General features: G+C 70.2%; 12 protein-coding genes. 5 read left to right on the top strand and 7 right to left on the bottom strand.

The annotated features are described in order from the left end of the window. Positions 1–52: 52 nt before the first annotated feature. Positions 53–1,489, bottom strand: coding sequence for an amino acid permease (locus CSC78_RS01410; protein ID WP_162336118.1), 1,437 nt, complete (start codon positions 1,487–1,489; stop codon positions 53–55). A gap of 262 nt (positions 1,490–1,751) precedes the next feature. Here CSC78_RS01410 and rmuC point away from each other — a divergent pair, with 262 nt between their 5' ends. Together rmuC and CSC78_RS01400 are read left to right on the top strand one after the other, a co-directional pair. Further along, positions 1,752–3,311, top strand: coding sequence for a DNA recombination protein RmuC (rmuC, locus tag CSC78_RS01405; RefSeq protein WP_162336117.1), 1,560 nt, complete (start codon positions 1,752–1,754; stop codon positions 3,309–3,311). A 140-nt stretch (positions 3,312–3,451) separates the two neighbouring features. Continuing rightward, entirely contained in the window at positions 3,452–3,814 is a 363-nt protein-coding gene (locus CSC78_RS01400) for a hypothetical protein (RefSeq protein ID WP_162336116.1), read from the top strand. Between the two features lie 106 nt (positions 3,815–3,920). Here the strand turns inward: CSC78_RS01400 and CSC78_RS01395 are convergent, their stop codons facing one another. From CSC78_RS01395 to CSC78_RS01370, 6 genes are all read right to left on the bottom strand, one after another. Further along, positions 3,921–4,928 (bottom strand): MlaA family lipoprotein, encoded by a 1,008-nt coding sequence (locus CSC78_RS01395; RefSeq protein ID WP_162336115.1) that lies wholly within the window; start codon positions 4,926–4,928, stop codon positions 3,921–3,923. Positions 4,929–4,958: 30 nt separating this feature from the next. After that, entirely contained in the window at positions 4,959–5,261 is a 303-nt protein-coding gene (locus tag CSC78_RS01390; protein ID WP_162336114.1) for an STAS domain-containing protein, read from the bottom strand. Continuing rightward, entirely contained in the window at positions 5,245–5,916 is a 672-nt protein-coding gene (locus tag CSC78_RS01385; protein WP_162336113.1) for an MlaC/ttg2D family ABC transporter substrate-binding protein, read from the bottom strand. The genes CSC78_RS01390 and CSC78_RS01385 overlap by 17 nt, the downstream gene beginning before the upstream one ends. Next, entirely contained in the window at positions 5,913–6,455 is a 543-nt protein-coding gene (gene mlaD / locus CSC78_RS01380) for an outer membrane lipid asymmetry maintenance protein MlaD (protein ID WP_162336112.1), read from the bottom strand. The genes CSC78_RS01385 and mlaD overlap by 4 nt, the downstream gene beginning before the upstream one ends. A 4-nt stretch (positions 6,456–6,459) precedes the next feature. Next, positions 6,460–7,212 (bottom strand): MlaE family lipid ABC transporter permease subunit, encoded by a 753-nt coding sequence (locus CSC78_RS01375; RefSeq protein ID WP_162336111.1) that lies wholly within the window; start codon positions 7,210–7,212, stop codon positions 6,460–6,462. 169 nt (positions 7,213–7,381) lie between these two features. Then, positions 7,382–8,170: an ATP-binding cassette domain-containing protein gene (locus CSC78_RS01370; protein ID WP_162336110.1), complete on the bottom strand. Its 789-nt coding sequence runs from the start codon at positions 8,168–8,170 to the stop codon at positions 7,382–7,384. 288 nt (positions 8,171–8,458) lie between these two features. Here CSC78_RS01370 and recC point away from each other — a divergent pair, with 288 nt between their 5' ends. From recC to recD, 3 genes are read left to right on the top strand one after another with little or no spacing between them, the layout of a single operon-like run. Beyond that, complete coding sequence (gene recC / locus CSC78_RS01365) at positions 8,459–12,043, top strand: exodeoxyribonuclease V subunit gamma (RefSeq protein WP_162336109.1); 3,585 nt, start codon at positions 8,459–8,461, stop codon at positions 12,041–12,043. Next, the gene (locus tag CSC78_RS01360) at positions 12,040–15,675 is read left to right on the top strand and encodes a UvrD-helicase domain-containing protein (RefSeq protein WP_162336108.1); all 3,636 of its coding nucleotides are present in this window, start codon (positions 12,040–12,042) and stop codon (positions 15,673–15,675) included. Before recC ends, CSC78_RS01360 begins: the two co-directional genes overlap by 4 nt. Continuing rightward, the gene (gene recD, locus CSC78_RS01355; RefSeq protein WP_162336107.1) at positions 15,672–17,555 is read left to right on the top strand and encodes an exodeoxyribonuclease V subunit alpha; all 1,884 of its coding nucleotides are present in this window, start codon (positions 15,672–15,674) and stop codon (positions 17,553–17,555) included. Before CSC78_RS01360 ends, recD begins: the two co-directional genes overlap by 4 nt. Positions 17,556–17,662 lie beyond the last annotated feature (107 nt).

Here is a 17,662-nt window from a genome sequence, read left to right as displayed (position 1 = left end):
AAGAAAAAGCGGGCAGAAGCCCGCTTCTTCGTCACCACGCCGGATGATGCGATCAGGCGTCGCCGCCCTTCGCCAGCATGCTGTTGCGGCGGCTGTAAGCCAGATAGACGACGATGCCGACCACGTTCCAGATGAGGAACCACAGCTGCGTGCGGTGCGGCAGGCTCCAGAACAGGTACAGGCAGCCGAGGATCGCGACCGGGCCGACCAGCCACGCCATCGGCGTGCGGAACACGCGCGGACGGTTCGGCTCGCGCGTGCGCAGCACCAGCAGGCAGACGCCGACGGCGACGAACGCGGCCAGCGTGCCGGCATTGGCGAGTGCGGCGATTTCGTCCAGCCGCGCGACGCCGGCCAGCGCCGCCACCAGCACCGCGGTGAACACGGTGATCGCCACCGGCGTGCCGGTGCGCGCGTTGACCTTCGACAGGCTGCGCGGCAGCAGGCCGTCGCGCGACATCACGAAGAAGATGCGGCTCTGGCCGTAGAAGAACGCCAGCAGCACCGTCGGCAGCGCGACGATGGCCACGATGCCGATCACCAGCGCGGCGGTGCCGTGGCCGAGTTCGCGCATGATCAGCGCCAGCGGCTCGGCGCTCTGGCCGAACACGGTGTAGCTCAGCGCGCCGACGGCGGCCACCGCGACCACCAGGTAGATCAGCGTGCAGCCGACCATGGAGCCGATGATGCCGATCGACAGGTCGCGGCCAGGATTCTTGGTTTCCTCGGCCGCGGTCGAGATCGCATCGAAGCCGTAGAACGCGAAGAATATGATCGCCGCCGCCGCCATCACGCCGCGCTCGACGCCATCGGGCCCGATCGACTTGGGAAAGCCGTACGGCATGAACGGCTGCAGGTTGTCCGCATTGAACGCGGGCAGCGCGACGGCGATGAACACCGCCAGCGCGATCAGCTTGAACACCACCAGGATCGCGTTGAGCGTGGCGCTTTCGCGGGTGCCCGCGATCAGCATGCCGGCGACCAGGAAGGTGATGACGATGGCCGGCAGGTTGATGACGCCGCCGGCATGCGGACCGGCCGACAGCGCCGCGGGCAGGGTGACGTTCCAGCCGAAGGTCAGCTGCACCCATTCGAGGAAGCCGACGAAATAGCCGGACCAGCCGACCGCCACCGTGCTGACCACCAGCGAGTACTCGAGGATCAGGCTCCAGCCGACGATCCAGGCGATGGACTCGCCCAGCACACCGTAGCTGTAGGTGTAGGCGCTGCCGGCGGCCGGCATCATCGTCGACAGTTCGGCATAGGCCAGCGCCGCGCAGGCACAGACCACGCCGGCGACGACGAACGAGATCAGCACCGCGGGGCCGGCCTTCTCCGCGCCGACGCCGATCAGCGTGTAGATGCCGGTGCCGACGATCGCGCCGATGCCCAGTGCCACCAGGTGCGGCCAGCTCAGCGTGGGGACCAGTCGCCGGCCTTCTTCGTGCTCGGTGATCCGGTCGATGGATTTGCGCCGTAGCCAGGTCATGGGAACTCCTCGAATGCGTCAATGGAACAGCGCGCGGGCGGCAAGCCAGCGCAGGTGGGTCGGGGGGATGATCCGCGGCGTGGCGCCCGCGGCCGCCCGCAGCCTAAGCGGCGCGGGCCGGCGCTGGCAATCGGCGGCGCACCAGACGACATCGTTCTTGCGCGGACACTGGGGGCCGACGGGATGGGGTGCTGCCGATTCGCACTGTGCCTTCGCTTCCCTCCGCCTCAGGCGGTGAGACGGCAGCGGCTACACTGTCCGCATGGATTCCCAGACCCTGCTCATCCTGCTGCTCGTCCTCGTGGCCGTCGCCGTCGTCCTGCTGGCGGTGCTGGTGCTGCGGTCTCGAGGGCGTACCGATGCCGACGCTGAAGCGTTAGCGCGGGATTTGGAGATCGAGCGAGGTCGCTCCCAGGCCGCCGCACTTGAGACTGCGCAACAGCGAGGTCGACTGGAAGCCTTGCAGTCGGAGTTGGAAGCGGAGCGATCGCGCCTGGCAGCGCAGGCGCAGGATCTCGCGAGCGCCAGGCAACGGATCGAGCGTGAGTCGACGTTGGCGGGTGAACGCGAGACCCGGCTGGCCGAACGGGCCGAAGATCTGCTGGAGGCACAGCGGCGACTGACGGCCCTCGAGGGTCAGCTTGAAGCAGAACGAACGAAGTATCAGCGCCTTTACGGTGAGCATGCCCAAGTGGCGGCAGACCTCCAGCACTCGCAGCGGGCCCACCAGGAGTTGCGTGCCTATCTGGACAGCGCCCAGCAGAAATTGTCTGGCGCATTCGCCGAACTTGCCGGCAAGGTCTTCGAAGAGCGCGGACTGCAGTTCGAGAAGAATGTACGCCAGGCCACCTTGCAGTCGAAGGTGGATATCGAAGGTCTTCTGAAGCCGTTTTCCGACAAGCTCGGCGAATTCCGGCAACGCGTGGATGCGGTTTACGGCGAAGAGTCGCGTGAGCGCGCCAGCTTGCTGGGTGCGGTAGGCGAGCTGAAGACGCTCAACCAGGACATGGCCGTACAGGCGGCTGCCCTGACCAACGCGCTCAAGGGCAACGCACGCGTCCGCGGTGACTGGGGCGAGTTGATGCTGGACAGCGTGCTGCGGGGTTCGGGCCTGGAAGAGGGCGCGCATTACGAGCGGCAGCAACATGCCGTCGACGACGAGGGAGCCAGGCTGCGGCCGGACGTGGTGGTCAACTTCCCCGACCAGCGCAGGATTGTGGTGGACAGCAAGGTCAACCTGATCGCCTGGCAGGAAGCGATGAACGCCGCAACGCCCGACGAACAGCACGATGCACTGCGGCGTCATGCGATCGGACTTCGCCAGCACGTCAAGGATCTCGGCGACAAGAACTATCCGAAGGCGATCGGCGACGATGCCCTGGACATCACCATCGCCTTCGTGCCTATCGAGGGGGCATTGTCCGCCGCGCTGGGCGCCGATCCCGATCTGCAGGGCTATGCTTTCGATCGTCGCGTCGTCTTCGCCTCCCCCAATACGCTGATGGCACTGCTGCGCGTGACCGAACGCCTTTGGACCCGCGACAAAGTACAGAAGCAGGCGCTGGAGATCAGCGATGCCGGAGGACGTGTGCTGGACGCGCTTTCGGCGTTCCTTTCCGAGTTCGACACGGTGGGAAAGCGCCTTGACGATGCAAGCCAAGCATTCAATCGAGCCCGGAACCGTCTTACCGACTCGCCCCAGTCCGCGTTCAATCGCGCGAGGCGTCTGGCTGAACTCGGAAGCAAAGCGAAGCGCGCTTTGCCGCCGGAGCTGCAGCCGGAAACGCTCCAGCAGATCACCGAAGATCGCAGCAGCGAGTAACGACCACGCACTCGGACAGCGATAACCCCATTCACGACATCCTTGCAAACCCTTCCTCTGACCACTCTTGAACAATGGGCGTCAGGCCCGCAGCGTCGCCTGCCATCGTCCTACCTCCTTCATCTGCAGGAATTCTCCTGATGCGCTTCGCCCTGACCCTGTCCGCATGGCTGGTGCTCGCCGGCTGCACCACCACCGCGCCCGCGACAGCCCCTCCTGCAGCCGATGCAACGACCGACGCGGCGCAGTGCGCTGCCTCCGGTGGCCAGATGCAGCCGCTGGGCCGTCTGCAGCGCGAGCAGTGCGTGGTGGCCTACGCCGACGCCGGCAAGACCTGCAGCAGCAAGGCCGACTGCACCGGCCAGTGCCTGGCCAGCGGCGACACGGAACGGGCGCCGGGCGCGAAGGCCACGGGGACGTGCCAGCGCGACGTCAGCCAGAACTTCGGCTGCCGCCAGCGCATCGACGGCGGCGTGGCCCAGGGCACGATCTGCGTCGACTGATCCCTTCCAGGGCGCCGCGTCGCGGCGGGCCACATCGCCTCCTGGAGGCACAAAGAAAAAGCCGGCGCATGCGCCGGCTTTTCCGTACCGCGACGATCGGACGGGATCAGCCCCCGTTGATCTCCGGCATCGGCATGGCGTCGGCCGGCACGGTCGGGGTGTTCTCGTCCTGCAGGTACTCAGGCAGCTCGTCTTCGGTGGACGGCTTCGTGCTGCGGTGGCTTTCGATCTGGTAGTTGCGGCGCTGCAGCCACGAATCGCGGACCAGCGCGTAGTCGTCCACCGCGCCCTCGCGCAGGCTGTCGAGCGACAGCAGTTGCGCGCGCGTGTCGACCAGGTTCAGGCCCTGCAGGAAGATGCGCGTCTTGTCGTCTTCGACGTAGCGGGTCGGACTGAGCGGCATGTCGCCGGCCAGGCCGAGCACGTCGCGTACCGTACGCGGGCCGAAGAACGGCAGTTCCACGTAGCGCGAACGCCGCCAGCCCCAGGTGCCCAGCGTCTGTCCGAAGTCCTCGCTGCGGCGCTTCATCTTCAGGTCGCTGGCGGGATCGAAGATGCCGCCGATGCCCACCGTCGAGTTCAGCAGGAAGCGCCCGAACGTCTGCGTGGCATCGCGCGGACGTCCCTGCAGCAGCTGGTTCACCATCGTCAGCGGCTGGCGCAGGTTGTCGAAGAAGTTGCCGACGCCCAGTCGTACGGGACGCGGTACGGCGGCGACATAGGCCCGCGCCAGCGGCCGTGCGACCGCGCGGTCGACCGCGTTGTTGAACGCATGCACCTTGCGGTTGAACTTCTCCCACGGGTCGTAGGCGACGGGCGACTGTGCCGGCGGAGGCAGATTGGGATCGGCGACCGGATCGTAGGCGCCCTGGCCGTAGATTGCGGCGAAATCGTCCTCGCCTTCCGACGCGGTGGCGACGTCCGTGGCCGAAGCGGGGGCATCGATGCTTGCCGGGTCGATCGGGGGTTCGGGCGGCAACGGCGCCGCGGCGGTGGCGGTGCTGTCGATCACGACGGCCTCGGCCGGCGCATCCGCCGACGGCTTGGGCGCCGATGCGCATGCGGTCGCCAGGGCGGCCAGCAGGACCACGGTGCTGAGGCGGAACAGATTCATCCTGATTCCTGGGAAACGACGGGGGTGGGGTTACGCCGGGAAATCCAGTTCCGGCGTCAAACGGTAGGCGGCCTGCAGGTCGGCGAGACCCGGGGGCTGTCCTTCGAAGCCGGGAGCGGTGCCGGCGGCGCGCAGGCGCGCGGCCAACTCCGCCAACAGTGCCAGCCCAGCACTGTCGACGGTAGTGACGTTGGTCAGGACAATGCGTTGCGCACCCGCCAGCTGTGTCGAAGCCTGCGGCCACAATGTGGCGGCCGCCGCACGGTCGAGCGCGCCCGTGAACACGAGCGCGTCGCCCTCCCGACGGAGGCTGGCGTCAGTTGCCGCCGGCACTGCCGTTGACCTGCAGCTTGCCGGACTTCAGGTCCGCCGCCACCTGGGCGATGGACTTCTGCCGCAGCGGCGTGTCGAACTGGGTCTTGAACGTCTGCACGAAGGACACGCCTTCCGGCAGCACGTCGAACACCTTCCACTGGCCGCCCACGTTGCGCGCATAGAAGGTGATCGGGGTGACCGTCTGGTCGGCCTGCACGAACTCGGTGTCGACCTTCACGCCGCGGCCACCGGGCAGCGGGGTTTCGGACTTCACCCGCACCTTCAGGCGTGCGTTGAAGTCCGCCAGGCGCGCGCCATAGGCGGACAGCAGGCGCTCGGTCAGGGCCTGGCCGAACAGCTTCACGTCGGCATCGGACGCACCACGACCGTGCACGCCCAGCACCAGGCGGGCGGCGTAGTCGCCGTCGAACAGCGTGTTGAACTCGGTGGTGACGAACTGGCGCAGTGCGGCCGGGTTCGACTTGAACTCGGCACGACGCTGGTCGAGCGTGGTCAGGATGCGCGTGCTGCTGGCCAGCACGACCTGGCTGGCGGTGTTCTGCTTGGCAGCGGCGGCCGGTGCGGCCGCCTGTGCGAACACGACGACCGGCGCGGATGCCAGCAGCGCCGCCGACAGCACGACGGAAAGGAGGGAGGGCTTGAGCGTCTTCATGGCGTAGGTTCTTCCTTAACGGGGGGAGCGGCGGTCTCGCCGCTGGCCGGGGTCTCCCCGGAGCCTGCGTCGGCATTGTTGGCGCCGCCGCTGAACATGTACTTGCCGGCCAGCTGCAGCAGGTCCACCGCCGGCTGGGTGAAGGCGATCTCTTCGCCCGGCTTCAGCACCTCGGGGTCGCCGCCCGGCGACAGCCCGACATAGTTCTCGCCGAGCAGACCGCTGGTGAAGATGCCGGCGGCGGTGTCTGCCGGCAGGTCCTTGTACTGGCTGTCGATGGACAGGGTGACCAGCGAGTCGAACTTCACCGGATCCAGCCGGATGTCGGACACCTGCCCGATCACCACGCCGCCGATCTTCACCGGCGCCTGCTTGCGCAGCTGGCCGAGGTTGGAGAAGCGCGCGGTCAGCTCGTAGCTGCCGCCGCCCACGCCGAAGCGCTTGTTGGTGGAAGCCAGCGCCAGCACCAGCAGCGAGGCCAGGGCCAGCAGCAGGAAGGCACCGACGGCGAATTCGAGGCGGGGTCCACGGACGGACATGGGGTCAGCTCCTGAACAGCAATGCAGACATGACGAAATTGAACATCAGCACCAGCAGCGAGGCGTTCACCACCGCGCGGGTGGTGGCGACCGAGGTGCCCTCGATGGTCGGCTCGGCGTGGAAGCCCACGTAGGCCGCCACCAAGGCGGCGGTACCGCCGAACACGGCCGACTTCAGCAGCGCCACGCCGAAGTCGTCCCAGAAATCCACGCTGTTCTGCAGCGCCGACCAGAACGTGCCGTTGTCGAGGCCAAGCACGTGCACGGCCTCGAAGTAGCTGGCGCTGATCGCCAGCGAACAGAAGAAACCGGTCAGCAGCGGCACCGTCAGCACCGCCGCCCAGAAGCGCGGCGCCACGGCCTTCGCGACCGGGTCGATGGCCATCAGTTCCAGCGCCTTGATCTGGTCGGTGGCGCGCATCAGGCCCAGTTCGGCGGCGATGGAGCTGCCGGCGCGGCCGATGAACAGCAGCGCGGTCAGCACAGGACCCAGTTCGCGGTACAGCGACAGGCCCAGCAGCGTGGACAGCGCATCGCTGGCGCCGAACGTGGTCAGCGTGCGGTAGCCCTGCAGCGTCAGCACCAGGCCCACGAACGCGCCGCCCACGGCGATGATCGGCAGCGAGCGCCCGCCGATCTTGTAGATCTCGCGGGTCAGTTCGGCGAAGAAGTCGCGGGTCGGTGCCGAGGCGCGGAACACCGACAGCGAGAACAGCCCGGCACGGCCCAGCGAACGGGTGGCGGAAACGAAGGCCATCAGGCGGCTTCCCCGTAAACGTCAGCGATTGCGCTTCGTCCGTCATCCCGGCGAATGCCGGGATCCATGTGGCCGTTGCGGTTGCGCCGGGCCTCACCAGAAGAATCAGGATGGATCCCGGCGTTCGCCGGGATGATGAGCGAGGTAACCCGCGTTGCGAAGGGCAGCATCAGGCGGCCCCCCCGCGCTTCACCGCATCGAACGCGATCGGGCCATCCGGCTCGCCGCGCAGGAACTGCTTGACCAGCGGATCCGCGGAGCCCTCCAGTTCGGACGGCGTGCCGGAGAACACCAGTCCGCCGTTGGCGATCACCACCGCCTGGTCGGCGATCGGCAGCGTCTCGTGCACGTGGTGGGTGACGATGATGCTGGTCAGTCCGAGCGTGTCGTTGAGGCGCTGGATCAGGCTCATGATCACGCCCGAGGCGATCGGGTCCAGCCCGGTCAGCGGCTCGTCGTAGATCATCAGCGGCGGGGCCCGCGCCCGCGCGCGGGCCCGCGCGACGCGGCGGGCCATGCCGCCGGACAGCTCGCGCGGATAGGCATCGGCGGCGGCGCGCAGGCCGACCGCGTTCAACTTGAATTCGACCAGCCGGCGGATCAGCGCGTCCGGCAGCGTCGTATGCGTGCGCAGCGGCAGTGCCACGTTCTCGGCCACCGTCAGATCGGTCAGCAGGCCGTTGCCCTGCAGCAGCACGCCGATGCCCTTGCGCATGTCCAGCAGCGCGCGGCTGCGGTGGGGCACGGGCTGGCCGAACACCTCTACCGTGCCCGCCGCCGGCGGCAGCTCGCCGGTCAGCGCGGCGAGCATGGTCGACTTGCCGCTGCCGGACGGACCCAGCACGGCGGCGATGCTGCCGCGGGGCACGGTCAGGTCGATGCCGCGCAGGATCGTGCGGCCGCCGCGATCAAGGCGGAGTCCGGACAGGTGCACGGCAGGGGCGTCGGCAGGCGTCATGGGCGTCGTCGGCGAGCGGATCTGCGGAGGAGGGCGGCGGGTTAACGGAAAAACAACGGCGTAGCTTCGCGGCCAGCGGCTGAACATAAACCGTACCGCGCAGTTTGATTATTGTGGCATCGGACCGAGGTGTCGCGCATGGACGTGCGCAGATCCGCACGTTGCCGCGCTTCCGTGGCGCCACGTTCGACGTATGCATGCTGCTCGACCCACTTTAAGAACGTCTTAAGCGCGAGCGTCGACGGCGATGTCTCGGCATTCGCGACAGGGCTGCGGCAAGATGGCGCGATGCCTGCCGCCCCGCTGCCCGACTTCCGCCTGTATCCGTCCAACGCGCTCGAGTTGCTGGCCGCGCTGCTGGCGGACGAACTGCGCCGGCCGGCGCCGGGGCAGGCGCTGCTGGCGCCGGACATCGTGCTGATCCCGCAGGTCGCCATGCGCCGCTGGCTGCAGGCCACGCTGGCGACGAAGTACGGCATCGCCGCGAACCTGGAATTCCTCACCCCCGGCGAATTCGTCGCGCGCGCGCTGGATGCCAACCTCGGGCCCGCCGGCGACGACGATCTCGATGCCGCCTCGCTGCAGTGGCGCCTGTACGCAGCGCTCGACGACCCGTCGCTGCGCCGCGATCCCGCGTTGGCCACGCTCGACGGGTGGCTGGCCGATGGCGATCCGTTGAAGCCGTGGCGGCTGGCCGGCGAGCTGGCCGGCGTGTACGAGAAGTACCAGGCGTGGCGCCGCGACTGGCTGCTGCGCTGGGAAGCCGGCGCCGACCGCGACGATCCACAGGCACGGCTGTGGCGCGCCGTCGCCGCCGGCCGCGACTACCGCGCACGCCGCATCGACGCCTACCTCGCGCGCTTCGGCCGCGACGACGGCCCGCTGCCGCAGGGCCTGCCGACGCGGCTGATGGTCTTCGCCACGCTCAACATCTCGCCCGACGTGCTGCGCGTGCTGGCCACGCAGGCGCGCGTCGGCACGCTGCACTTCTATCTGCCGACGCCCGCGCAGGGCTACTGGGGCGACCTGCAGACGCTGCGCGAGCGCCGCCGCGAAGGCCAGGCCGAGCTGTTCGCCGACGACGTGCAGGAGAATCCGCTGCTGCAGGCCTGGGGCGCGGCCGGTCGCGACTTCATGGCGTTGCTCGGCGACTACGAAGTGGTGCATCCGCGCGCCGAGATCGATGTCTACGCCGATCCGCTCGCCGCTGACGGTCCGGATACGCTGTTGCGCCGGCTGCAGTCGGACCTCTTCCACCGCCGCGCGCCTGAATCGCCGCCGCCGCGCCAGGCGCCCGACCTCGACGATCCAAGCCTGCAGGTGCATGCCTGCCACACGCGCCTGCGCGAACTGCAGGTGCTGCACGACCAGCTGCGCGCGCTGCTGGAAGACCCGCGCTTCGATCCGCCGCTGCAGCCGCGCGAGATCGCCGTGCTCGCGCCCGACATCGATCCCTACGTGCCGTATCTCGATGCCGTGTTCGGCGGCAGCGGCCACGACGATGCATTGCCGTGGGCGCTGGCCGACACCAGCCCGCTGGCGAGCGAGCCGCTGGCCGAGGTATTCCTGCGCCTGCTCGACCTGCCGCTGTCGCGCTTCGGCCTGGACGAGGTGCTGGACCTGCTCGCCAGCGCACCGGTGGCCGAAGCGGCGGGCCTCGACACCGATGCCATCGACCGCCTGCATGGCTGGCTGCGCGAGGCCGGCGCACGCTGGGGCCTGGATGCCAGCCACCGTGCCGCGTCCGATGCGCCGGCCGACGACGCCTACACCTGGCAGTTCGCGCTCGATCGCCTGCTGCTGGGCCATGCCAGCGGCGCGGACGGGATGATTGCCGGCGTCGCGCCCTGGCCGGACCTGGAAGGCGGTGCGCTGGATGCGCTCGACACGCTGGTGCGGCTGTTGCGCGAGCTCGCGCGCCAGCGCCGCGTGCTGGGCGAAGCGGCCACGCCGGCGCAGTGGCGCGAACGCCTGCTGCACCTGCTGGCCGTGCTGCTGCCGGAACAGCCTGCCGCGCCGCGCGCGCAACGCACGCTGGATCGCCTGCGCACGCTGATCGACCGGTTCGCCCGCGATGCGGACGCCGCCGGTTACGACGGCCCGGTGCCGGCCGAGGTCGTGCGCGCGCACTTCGCCGACCAGCTGTCGCAGGCCGACACGCGCGCGCCGCTGCTGACTGGCGGCATCAGCGTGGGCCGGATGGTGCCGATGCGGCTGCTGCCGTTCCGCGCCATCTGCCTGCTCGGCATGAACGACGGCGACTTCCCCCGCCGCGATCCCGCCGCCGGCCTCAACAAGCTCACCGCCGAGCTGCACGCCGGCCGGCGCAAGCCCGGCGACCGCTCCACGCGCGAGGATGACCGTTTCCTGTTCCTGCAGCTGTTCGCCGCCGCGCAGGACGTGCTCTATGTCAGCTACCTGGGTGCCGATCCGCGCGACGGCAGCGTGCGCGAGCCGTCGGTGCTGGTCAGCGAGCTGCTCGATGTCGCGGCGCGTTACCACGCCGATGCGGACGCGAAGCAACGCCTCGTTGTCCGCCATACCTTGCAGCCGTTCGCGCCGGCCGCATTCGGCAGTGCCGATGAACCGCGCCGCTTCAGCTACCGCGCCGCCTGGCGTCCGGCGGCCGACCGCGTGGATGCCACGCGCGCCGCGCTGTCGCCCTGGGCGGATGCGCTGTTGCCTGCAGCGGAAGACGAACACGACCTGCCGCTCGACACGCTGCGGCGCTTCCTGCTCGATCCGGCCGGCGCCTTCCTCGCGCACCGCCTCGGCCTGCGCCTGCCCGACCCGATCGATATCGCCGAGGACATCGAGCCGCTGGTCGCACCTGCGCGCGGCCGTGAACGCGCCCGGCTGCGGCGCGACGTGTTCGACTGGCTGCTCGACACCGCCCGCCCGCAGGAGGCACGCACACCGACCGCTCTCTATTCCCGGCTGCGCGCGCGCGGCCAGGTGCCGAGCGGGCCGCTGGGCGAACACGCGGCCGAACAGGTGTTCGCCGAGGTCGAGCCGTACGCGCAGGCGTTCGCCGACTGGATCAGCCACGACCGCCGCCATCGCCAGCATGAGGCGCTCACCGAGCCCGATGGCCAGGCGGTGCTCGCCGCAGTACTGGCGGGCGAGGCCATCGACGTCGACGCATTGCGTGCGCGACTGGCGGAGCAGCGATTGTTCCCTTGGCAACGCGGCAACGGGAGCGCACCAGGACCGGATGCGGAGCTGCGTCGCCTGCTGCTGCTGGTGCACGAAGCCGAGCAATACTCGCGCCTGCAGCCGCAGTGGCGCGCGCAGGTGGAATGGCGTGGCCTGGTCGCGACGGACGATCTCGGTGCGCCGCGTGTCGAGACCGTGATCGACGGCATCCGCGTGCATGGCCGCATCGCCGATGTCTATCCGCATGGCCTGGCGCGCGTGCAGATCGGCGCGCTCAACGGTGCGGCGGTCATCCGTCATGGACTGGACGCGCTTCTGCTCAATGCGGCCGGGCTGTCGATCCCGCTGGTGCAGATCCACGACGGCGACGAGGGCATCCGTGCCTACGTCACCTCCGCACGTCCGCTCGACGAGGCGCAGGACGCGTTGCGCACGTTGCTGGCGCTGCGACGCGCCGGCCTGCGCATGCCGCTGCCGTTCGCGCCGGCGACCGGTTGGGCCATCCACACCGCCGAGCCCGGACTGCGCGAGGCCGCGGCGCGCAAGGCATGGTATCCCGGCGACCACCACTGGGGCGAAAGCACGGGTGAGGCGATCCAGCTCGCGTTCCGCGGTCGCGACCCGCTCGCCAGCGACGAAGGCATGGCGGACTTCATCGACACCAGCCTGCGTGTCTACGGCGCACTGCATGGCGCATCCGCCGAGGACGCCGCATGAGCACCTTCGATCCCGCTGGCGAGCCCTACCTGACGCGCGCACTCGATGGCGTGCAGCTGATCGAGGCGAGCGCCGGCACCGGCAAGACGTATACGCTGGCCACGCTGTTCACGCGCCTGATCGTCGAGCAGCGGCTGCGCATGGGCGAAGTGCTCGCGGTGACTTACACCGAGGCCGCCACGCAGGAACTGCGCAAGCGCATCCGCGAACGCCTGGCGCTGGCGGCCGACCTGGTCGGCACGCGGCCGCGCGACGAGGAGCGGCACGAGGTGGCGCTGACGCGCTTCGTCATCGATCGGCACCTCGGCGCTGGTGGGGAAACACCGGCGCAGCTCGCGCGCCGCCTGCGCACCGCCGCCGAGGAAACCGACCTCGCCGCCATCTTCACCATCCACGGCTTCTGCGCGCGCGTGCTGCGCGAACACGCGCTTGAGACCGGGCAGGGATTCGACGCCGGCGAGTTGCTCGGCAATACGCGGGCATTGCATGCGGAGCTCGCGGCCGACCTGTGGCGCACGTATGCCGCCGATCCCGCAACGGTCGATGCGCTGGCCGGCCTGTGGGGCGGTCCGGATGCGCTTGCCGACGACCTGCCCGCGCTGTGCGGCCCGTTGCCGCTGTTGCCGCCCGTACCGTCCGGCGACGACGGCGAACGCCAGGTCGCCGTGCAGGCGACCCGTGCCGGTCGTGCCGCGCATCTGGTGGATGCGATCGGCCTGCACCTGGCTGATGCGCAGGCCGCCATCGCCGCCGCGTTCGACCACAAGGTCTTCGATGGCCGCCGCGCGCGCCGGCCCAGCTTCGACAAGGCGTTCGAGGAACTGCAGGCGGGCGCCGCGCTGGCCGAGTGGCCGCGCACCGACAAGACGCATGTGCAGAAGCTGTTGCCGGACGCATTGCGCGGCTTCTGCAAGGACACAAACGATGCCCGCGTGCCTGTCTCGCCGCTGTTCGATGCGTGGCGCGACTGGTGCGAGGCCGACGACGCCTGGCAGCAGCTGCAGCTCCGCCTGCGTGTCGGCCTGCTGCACCGCCTGCGCGACGACGCCCGGCGCCGGCTCGACGACCTCAAGCGCACGCGCCGCGTGCAGACCTACGACGACCTGATCGAACGTGTCGCCATCGCACTCGACGGTCCGCGCCGGCAGGCGCTGGTCGCCGCGCTTCGCGCGCAGTACCGCGTCGCGCTGGTGGACGAGTTCCAGGACACCGACGAGCGCCAGTGGCGGATCTTCGCGCGCGTGTTCGGCGATTCCGATGAGGTGCGCGCGCTGGGCGAAACGCCCGCGTTGTTCCTGATCGGCGATCCCAAGCAGGCCATCTATGGCTTCCGCGGCGGCGATGTCGCGACCTATCTGCTCGCGCGCGGCGTGGCCGACGAGGCGCCGCGGCTGGCGCACAACTTCCGCTCGCGGCCGTCGGTGCTGCGCGCGGTGCGCGCGCTGTACGAAGGTGCGTCCGCGACCGGGCAGGAAGCGTTCGCGCATCCCGACATCCGCTTCGAACCGGTCGAACCTGGTGGCAAGCGCGGCGATGACGACTATCGCCAGGATGACGGTGCCGCCCCCGCGCTGACCCTGCGCCTGCTGCGCAACGAGGCAGGCGGCGCGCTCGACGCCGACGGCTCGCGCGAGGCGGCGACCGCCGCCTGCGTGGCCGACATCCATCGCGTGCTCGGCGACGCCCGTGCAGGTCGTGCACGGATCGACGGACGTCCTGTCCGACCCGGCGACATCGCCGTGCTGGTGCGCAACCACAAGGAAGCCACCCGCGTGCAACAGGCCCTCGCGCGTGCCGGCGTGCCAGCCGTGGCCGCCGGCAAGCAGAGCCTGTTCGCCAGCACCGAAGCGGGCGAACTGCGCACGCTGCTGCTGGCGTTGCTGCACCCCGCCGACAACGGTCGGTTGCGCGCCGCGCTCGCCACCGTGCTGCTGGGCGAAGACGCGACCGCGCTTGCCGCACTGGACGAGGATGGCGAGGCGCAACGCCGGCACCAGTCGCGCCTGCTGCACTGGCGCGAGCGCTGGCAGCGCGGCGGGCCGTTCGCACTGGTGTCCGAACTGTGCGCCGTGCAGGCCGAGCGGCTGCTGGGCCTGCTTGATGGCGAGCGCCGCCTGACCAACTACCTGCAGCTCGGCGAGCAGTTGCAGGAAGCCGCGGCGCAGACGCTGGGCCTGCACGGCCTGCTGGACTGGCTGCAGGCCCGCATGGCCGAGGCCGATGCGAACGATGAAACACAGCTGCTGCGGCTGGAATCCGACGCGCTGCGCGTGCAGATCGTCACCCTGCACAAGAGCAAGGGACTGGAATATCCGCTGGTCTACCTGCCGTTCGCGGGCCTGGGCACCTCGCGTCCCGACAGCGGTCGCCACCGCGTGGTCCATGACGGCACGCAGCGCGTGCTGCAGTGGAAGCTCGACAAGGACGATTCCGCCTGGAAGGCCGCCGGCGATGCCGCGCGCCGCGAAGCCATCGCCGAAGACGCGCGTCTGCTTTATGTCGGCCTGACCCGCGCCGAACATGCGCTGTGGATCGCCGCCGGGGATGTCGCCGATCTCGGCAAGAGCCGGCTCGCACCGCTGATCGCCGACCTCGCCCTGCTCGGCACACATGCCGACGTGCGCATCGTCGAAGGCCCGGCTGAAGCGCCGCCGCCGCGCCTGCCGCCCGAACGCGAGGCCGCCGTCGCGCCCGCGCGCAGCGCCATGCGCCGCATCGCGCCGGACTGGTGGGTCTATAGCTTCACCCAGCTCGCGCATGCCGACGGCGGCGCCGATCCGCTGGCCGCGGCCACGCAGGCCGATCCCGGCGGCGAGGACGAAGCCCCGGCGTCGGACATCGACGAGGCGCCGCGCGATGCTGCGGTGCCTGCCGTCATCGATCCGCGCTTCGCCGGCAGCCGTTTCGGCGTGGTGATGCACGGTGCGCTGGAACACGCCGACTTCGCCGCATGGCGCGACTGGCGGCCCGGCGACGCCGCACCCGACGGGCAGGATCTCGTCATCGCCGATGCCCTGCGCGAAGGCGGCTACGCGGAGGCCGAGGTCGCCGACGGGCTGGACGTGCTGGTGCCGCTGGTCGGGCACACGCTCGGCACCGTGCTGCCCGAGGGCGTGCGCCTGGCCGATGTGCCGGCCGACCAGCGCCGCGCGGAAATCGAATTCCACTTCGCCATGCAGACCACTGGCGTGCCGGCGCTGCTGACGCTGCTGCACCGCCACGGCCTGCTGCGCCATCGCACGGCGTTCGGCGCGCGCCAGCGGCTGGAAGGGCTGATGACCGGCCTGATCGACCTCACCTACGTGCACGAGGGCCGCTGGTACGTGCTCGACTACAAGTCCAACCAGCTGCCCGGCTACGACGCCGTCGCCATGCAGCAGGCGATGGCGCACAGCGAGTACGACCTGCAGGCGCTGATCTACACGCTCGCCCTGCACCGCTGGCTGCGCTTCCGGCTCGGCGATGCGTACGACTACGCACGCGACTTCGGCGGCATCCGCTACCTGTTCTGCCGCGGCCTGGATCTCGCGCAGAAGCCCTCGCCCGGCGTGCATGCGCAGCGCTTCGCTCCGGACCTGGTGCATGCGCTCGACGCGCTGTTCGCCGGCCACGCGACGGAGGCCGCCGCATGAGCCTGCTCGACGCGCTGTATCGCGGTGGCCACCTGCGCACGCTGGACCATGCCCTCGCGCAGAGCCTCCGCCGGCTGGATCGCGACACGCCGGACGCGGTGCTCGCCGCCGCCGCGCTGGCCTCGCTGGCGGTCGCCAAAGGCCATGCCGGCGTGTCGCTGGCATCGCCGCAGGCGCTGCTCGATACGAGCCTGGAGGCGGCCTGGCCCGACGAAGGCGGCTGGCGCGCGCAGCTCGCTGCGTCGCGCTGGGTCGCCACGCCGGGCGATGCCGACGCCGTCGCCGATCCGCATGCGCCACTGGTGCTGGAAGGCGACCTGCTCTACCTGCGCCGCTACCGCGAATACGAACGCACGCTGGCGCTCGGCCTGCAGCGCATCGCGACGGGCACGGTGACGGATGCCGGCATCGAGCCGTTCGCACCGCTGTTCGCCACGCTGTTCCCGCCGGCGGCGCACGATGGCCACCAGGCACGGGCTGCCGCGCTCGCGTTGCGCCATGCACTGCTGCTGGTCACCGGTGGCCCCGGCACCGGCAAGACCACCACCACCGCGCGCCTGCTGGTGTTGCTGGCAGCGCAGGCGCGTCACGCCGGTCGTGGCATGCCGCGCATCGCACTGGCGGCACCCACCGGCCGTGCCGCCGAACGCATGGCGGAAAGCGTGCGCCATGCCGTGCAGGCGCTGGCCGCTGCCGGCATCGACGCCGACCTGCTCGCCGCATTGCCCGCCACCGGCACCACGCTGCATCGCCTGCTCGGCACGATTCCCGACTCGCCGCGCTTCCGCCACAACCGCGACAATCCGTTGCCGTTCGACGTGGTGGTGGTCGACGAAGCCTCGATGATCGATCTGCCGCTGATGGCCAAGCTGGTCGACGCCGTCGCCGACGGCACGCGCCTGGTGCTGTTGGGCGATCCCGACCAGCTGCCGTCGGTCGAAGCCGGCGACGTGCTGGCCGCGATCCTCGGTGCTGCCGGCGATGGCGACACGCTCGCGCACGACGACGCGGCCGCGCTGCATCCGCTGCTCGGCGAACCCGCCGGCCGCCATCCCCGCGAGCGCGGGGATCCAGCGCCGTCTCTCCCCACATTCCCCGGCGTCCGCGTGCACCTCCAGCGCGGCTGGCGCCAGAGCGAAGCGCTGCAACTCGCGCCGCTCGCCGCCGCGGTGCGCGACGGCGATGCCGATACCGCGCTCGACCTGCTGCGCGGCGGCACGCTGTCGAACGTGCACTTCCACGAGGGCCTCGCCGATCCGCTCGACGCGCGCCGCGACGCATTGCTCGCGCATTGGCGATCGCTGACGCATGCGGCCACGCCGGCCGATGCGCTCGCGCAATCCACGCGCCTGCGCCTGCTCACCGCCGTGCGCGAGGGCCCGCAGGGTGCGCGTACCCTCAACGCGCGCATCGAGCGCCTGCTGGTGGACAACGGTGCCGGCACGCCACGCGGCGGACCCGGCCACTTCCACGGCCAGATGCTGATCGTCACCGAGAACAGCTACCGCCACCGCCTGTTCAACGGCGACATCGGCCTCTGCCTGCGCGACGACGACGGTGCGCTGGTCGCATGGTTCCCTGGTGAAGATCCCGCGCAACCGCGCGCCTTCCATCCCGCCGCGCTGCCCGCGCACGAGTCGGCCTTCGCGATGACGGTGCACAAGGCGCAGGGCTCGGAGTTCGACACGGTCTGGCTGCTGCTGCCCGCCCGCGTCAACCGCGTGTTGTCGCGCGAACTGGTCTACACCGGCATCACCCGCGCCCGACGCGAGCTGCATGTCGCCGGCAGCGACCCGGTGATCCGCGACGCGCTGTCGCGGCATGCGAGCCGCTGGTCGGGGCTGGGGTGGCGGTTGCGGCAACCTGCCTTCACGCAGTGACGCCGTGCGCATAACGTGATGCCGATCCATGCGTTTGCGGTCGGGGGCACAAGGGCGTATACCTGTCCTGGCTGACGGGCAGCTTTTTCCGCCGCTTTCGCCGGTCG

The organism is Pseudoxanthomonas japonensis, assembly GCF_010093445.1.
GTDB classification, from domain to species: Bacteria; Pseudomonadota; Gammaproteobacteria; order Xanthomonadales; family Xanthomonadaceae; genus Pseudoxanthomonas_A; species Pseudoxanthomonas_A japonensis.
Note: the sequence above shows the minus strand (reverse complement) of the source record. Positions and strands in the feature narration are given on the sequence as shown.

What these genes read in the sequence shown, in the direction of transcription:
- CSC78_RS01410 (WP_162336118.1), bottom strand. Translation starts at nt 1,489, where the DNA reads ATGACCTGGCTACGGCGCAAATCCATCGACCGGATCACCGAGCACGAA.
- rmuC (WP_162336117.1), top strand. Translation starts at nt 1,752, where the DNA reads ATGGATTCCCAGACCCTGCTCATCCTGCTGCTCGTCCTCGTGGCCGTC.
- CSC78_RS01400 (WP_162336116.1), top strand. Translation starts at nt 3,452, where the DNA reads ATGCGCTTCGCCCTGACCCTGTCCGCATGGCTGGTGCTCGCCGGCTGC.
- CSC78_RS01395 (WP_162336115.1), bottom strand. Translation starts at nt 4,928, where the DNA reads ATGAATCTGTTCCGCCTCAGCACCGTGGTCCTGCTGGCCGCCCTGGCG.
- CSC78_RS01385 (WP_162336113.1), bottom strand. Translation starts at nt 5,916, where the DNA reads ATGAAGACGCTCAAGCCCTCCCTCCTTTCCGTCGTGCTGTCGGCGGCG.
- mlaD (WP_162336112.1), bottom strand. Translation starts at nt 6,455, where the DNA reads ATGTCCGTCCGTGGACCCCGCCTCGAATTCGCCGTCGGTGCCTTCCTG.
- CSC78_RS01375 (WP_162336111.1), bottom strand. Translation starts at nt 7,212, where the DNA reads ATGGCCTTCGTTTCCGCCACCCGTTCGCTGGGCCGTGCCGGGCTGTTC.
- CSC78_RS01370 (WP_162336110.1), bottom strand. Translation starts at nt 8,170, where the DNA reads ATGACGCCTGCCGACGCCCCTGCCGTGCACCTGTCCGGACTCCGCCTT.
- recC (WP_162336109.1), top strand. Translation starts at nt 8,459, where the DNA reads ATGCCTGCCGCCCCGCTGCCCGACTTCCGCCTGTATCCGTCCAACGCG.
- CSC78_RS01360 (WP_162336108.1), top strand. Translation starts at nt 12,040, where the DNA reads ATGAGCACCTTCGATCCCGCTGGCGAGCCCTACCTGACGCGCGCACTC.
- recD (WP_162336107.1), top strand. Translation starts at nt 15,672, where the DNA reads ATGAGCCTGCTCGACGCGCTGTATCGCGGTGGCCACCTGCGCACGCTG.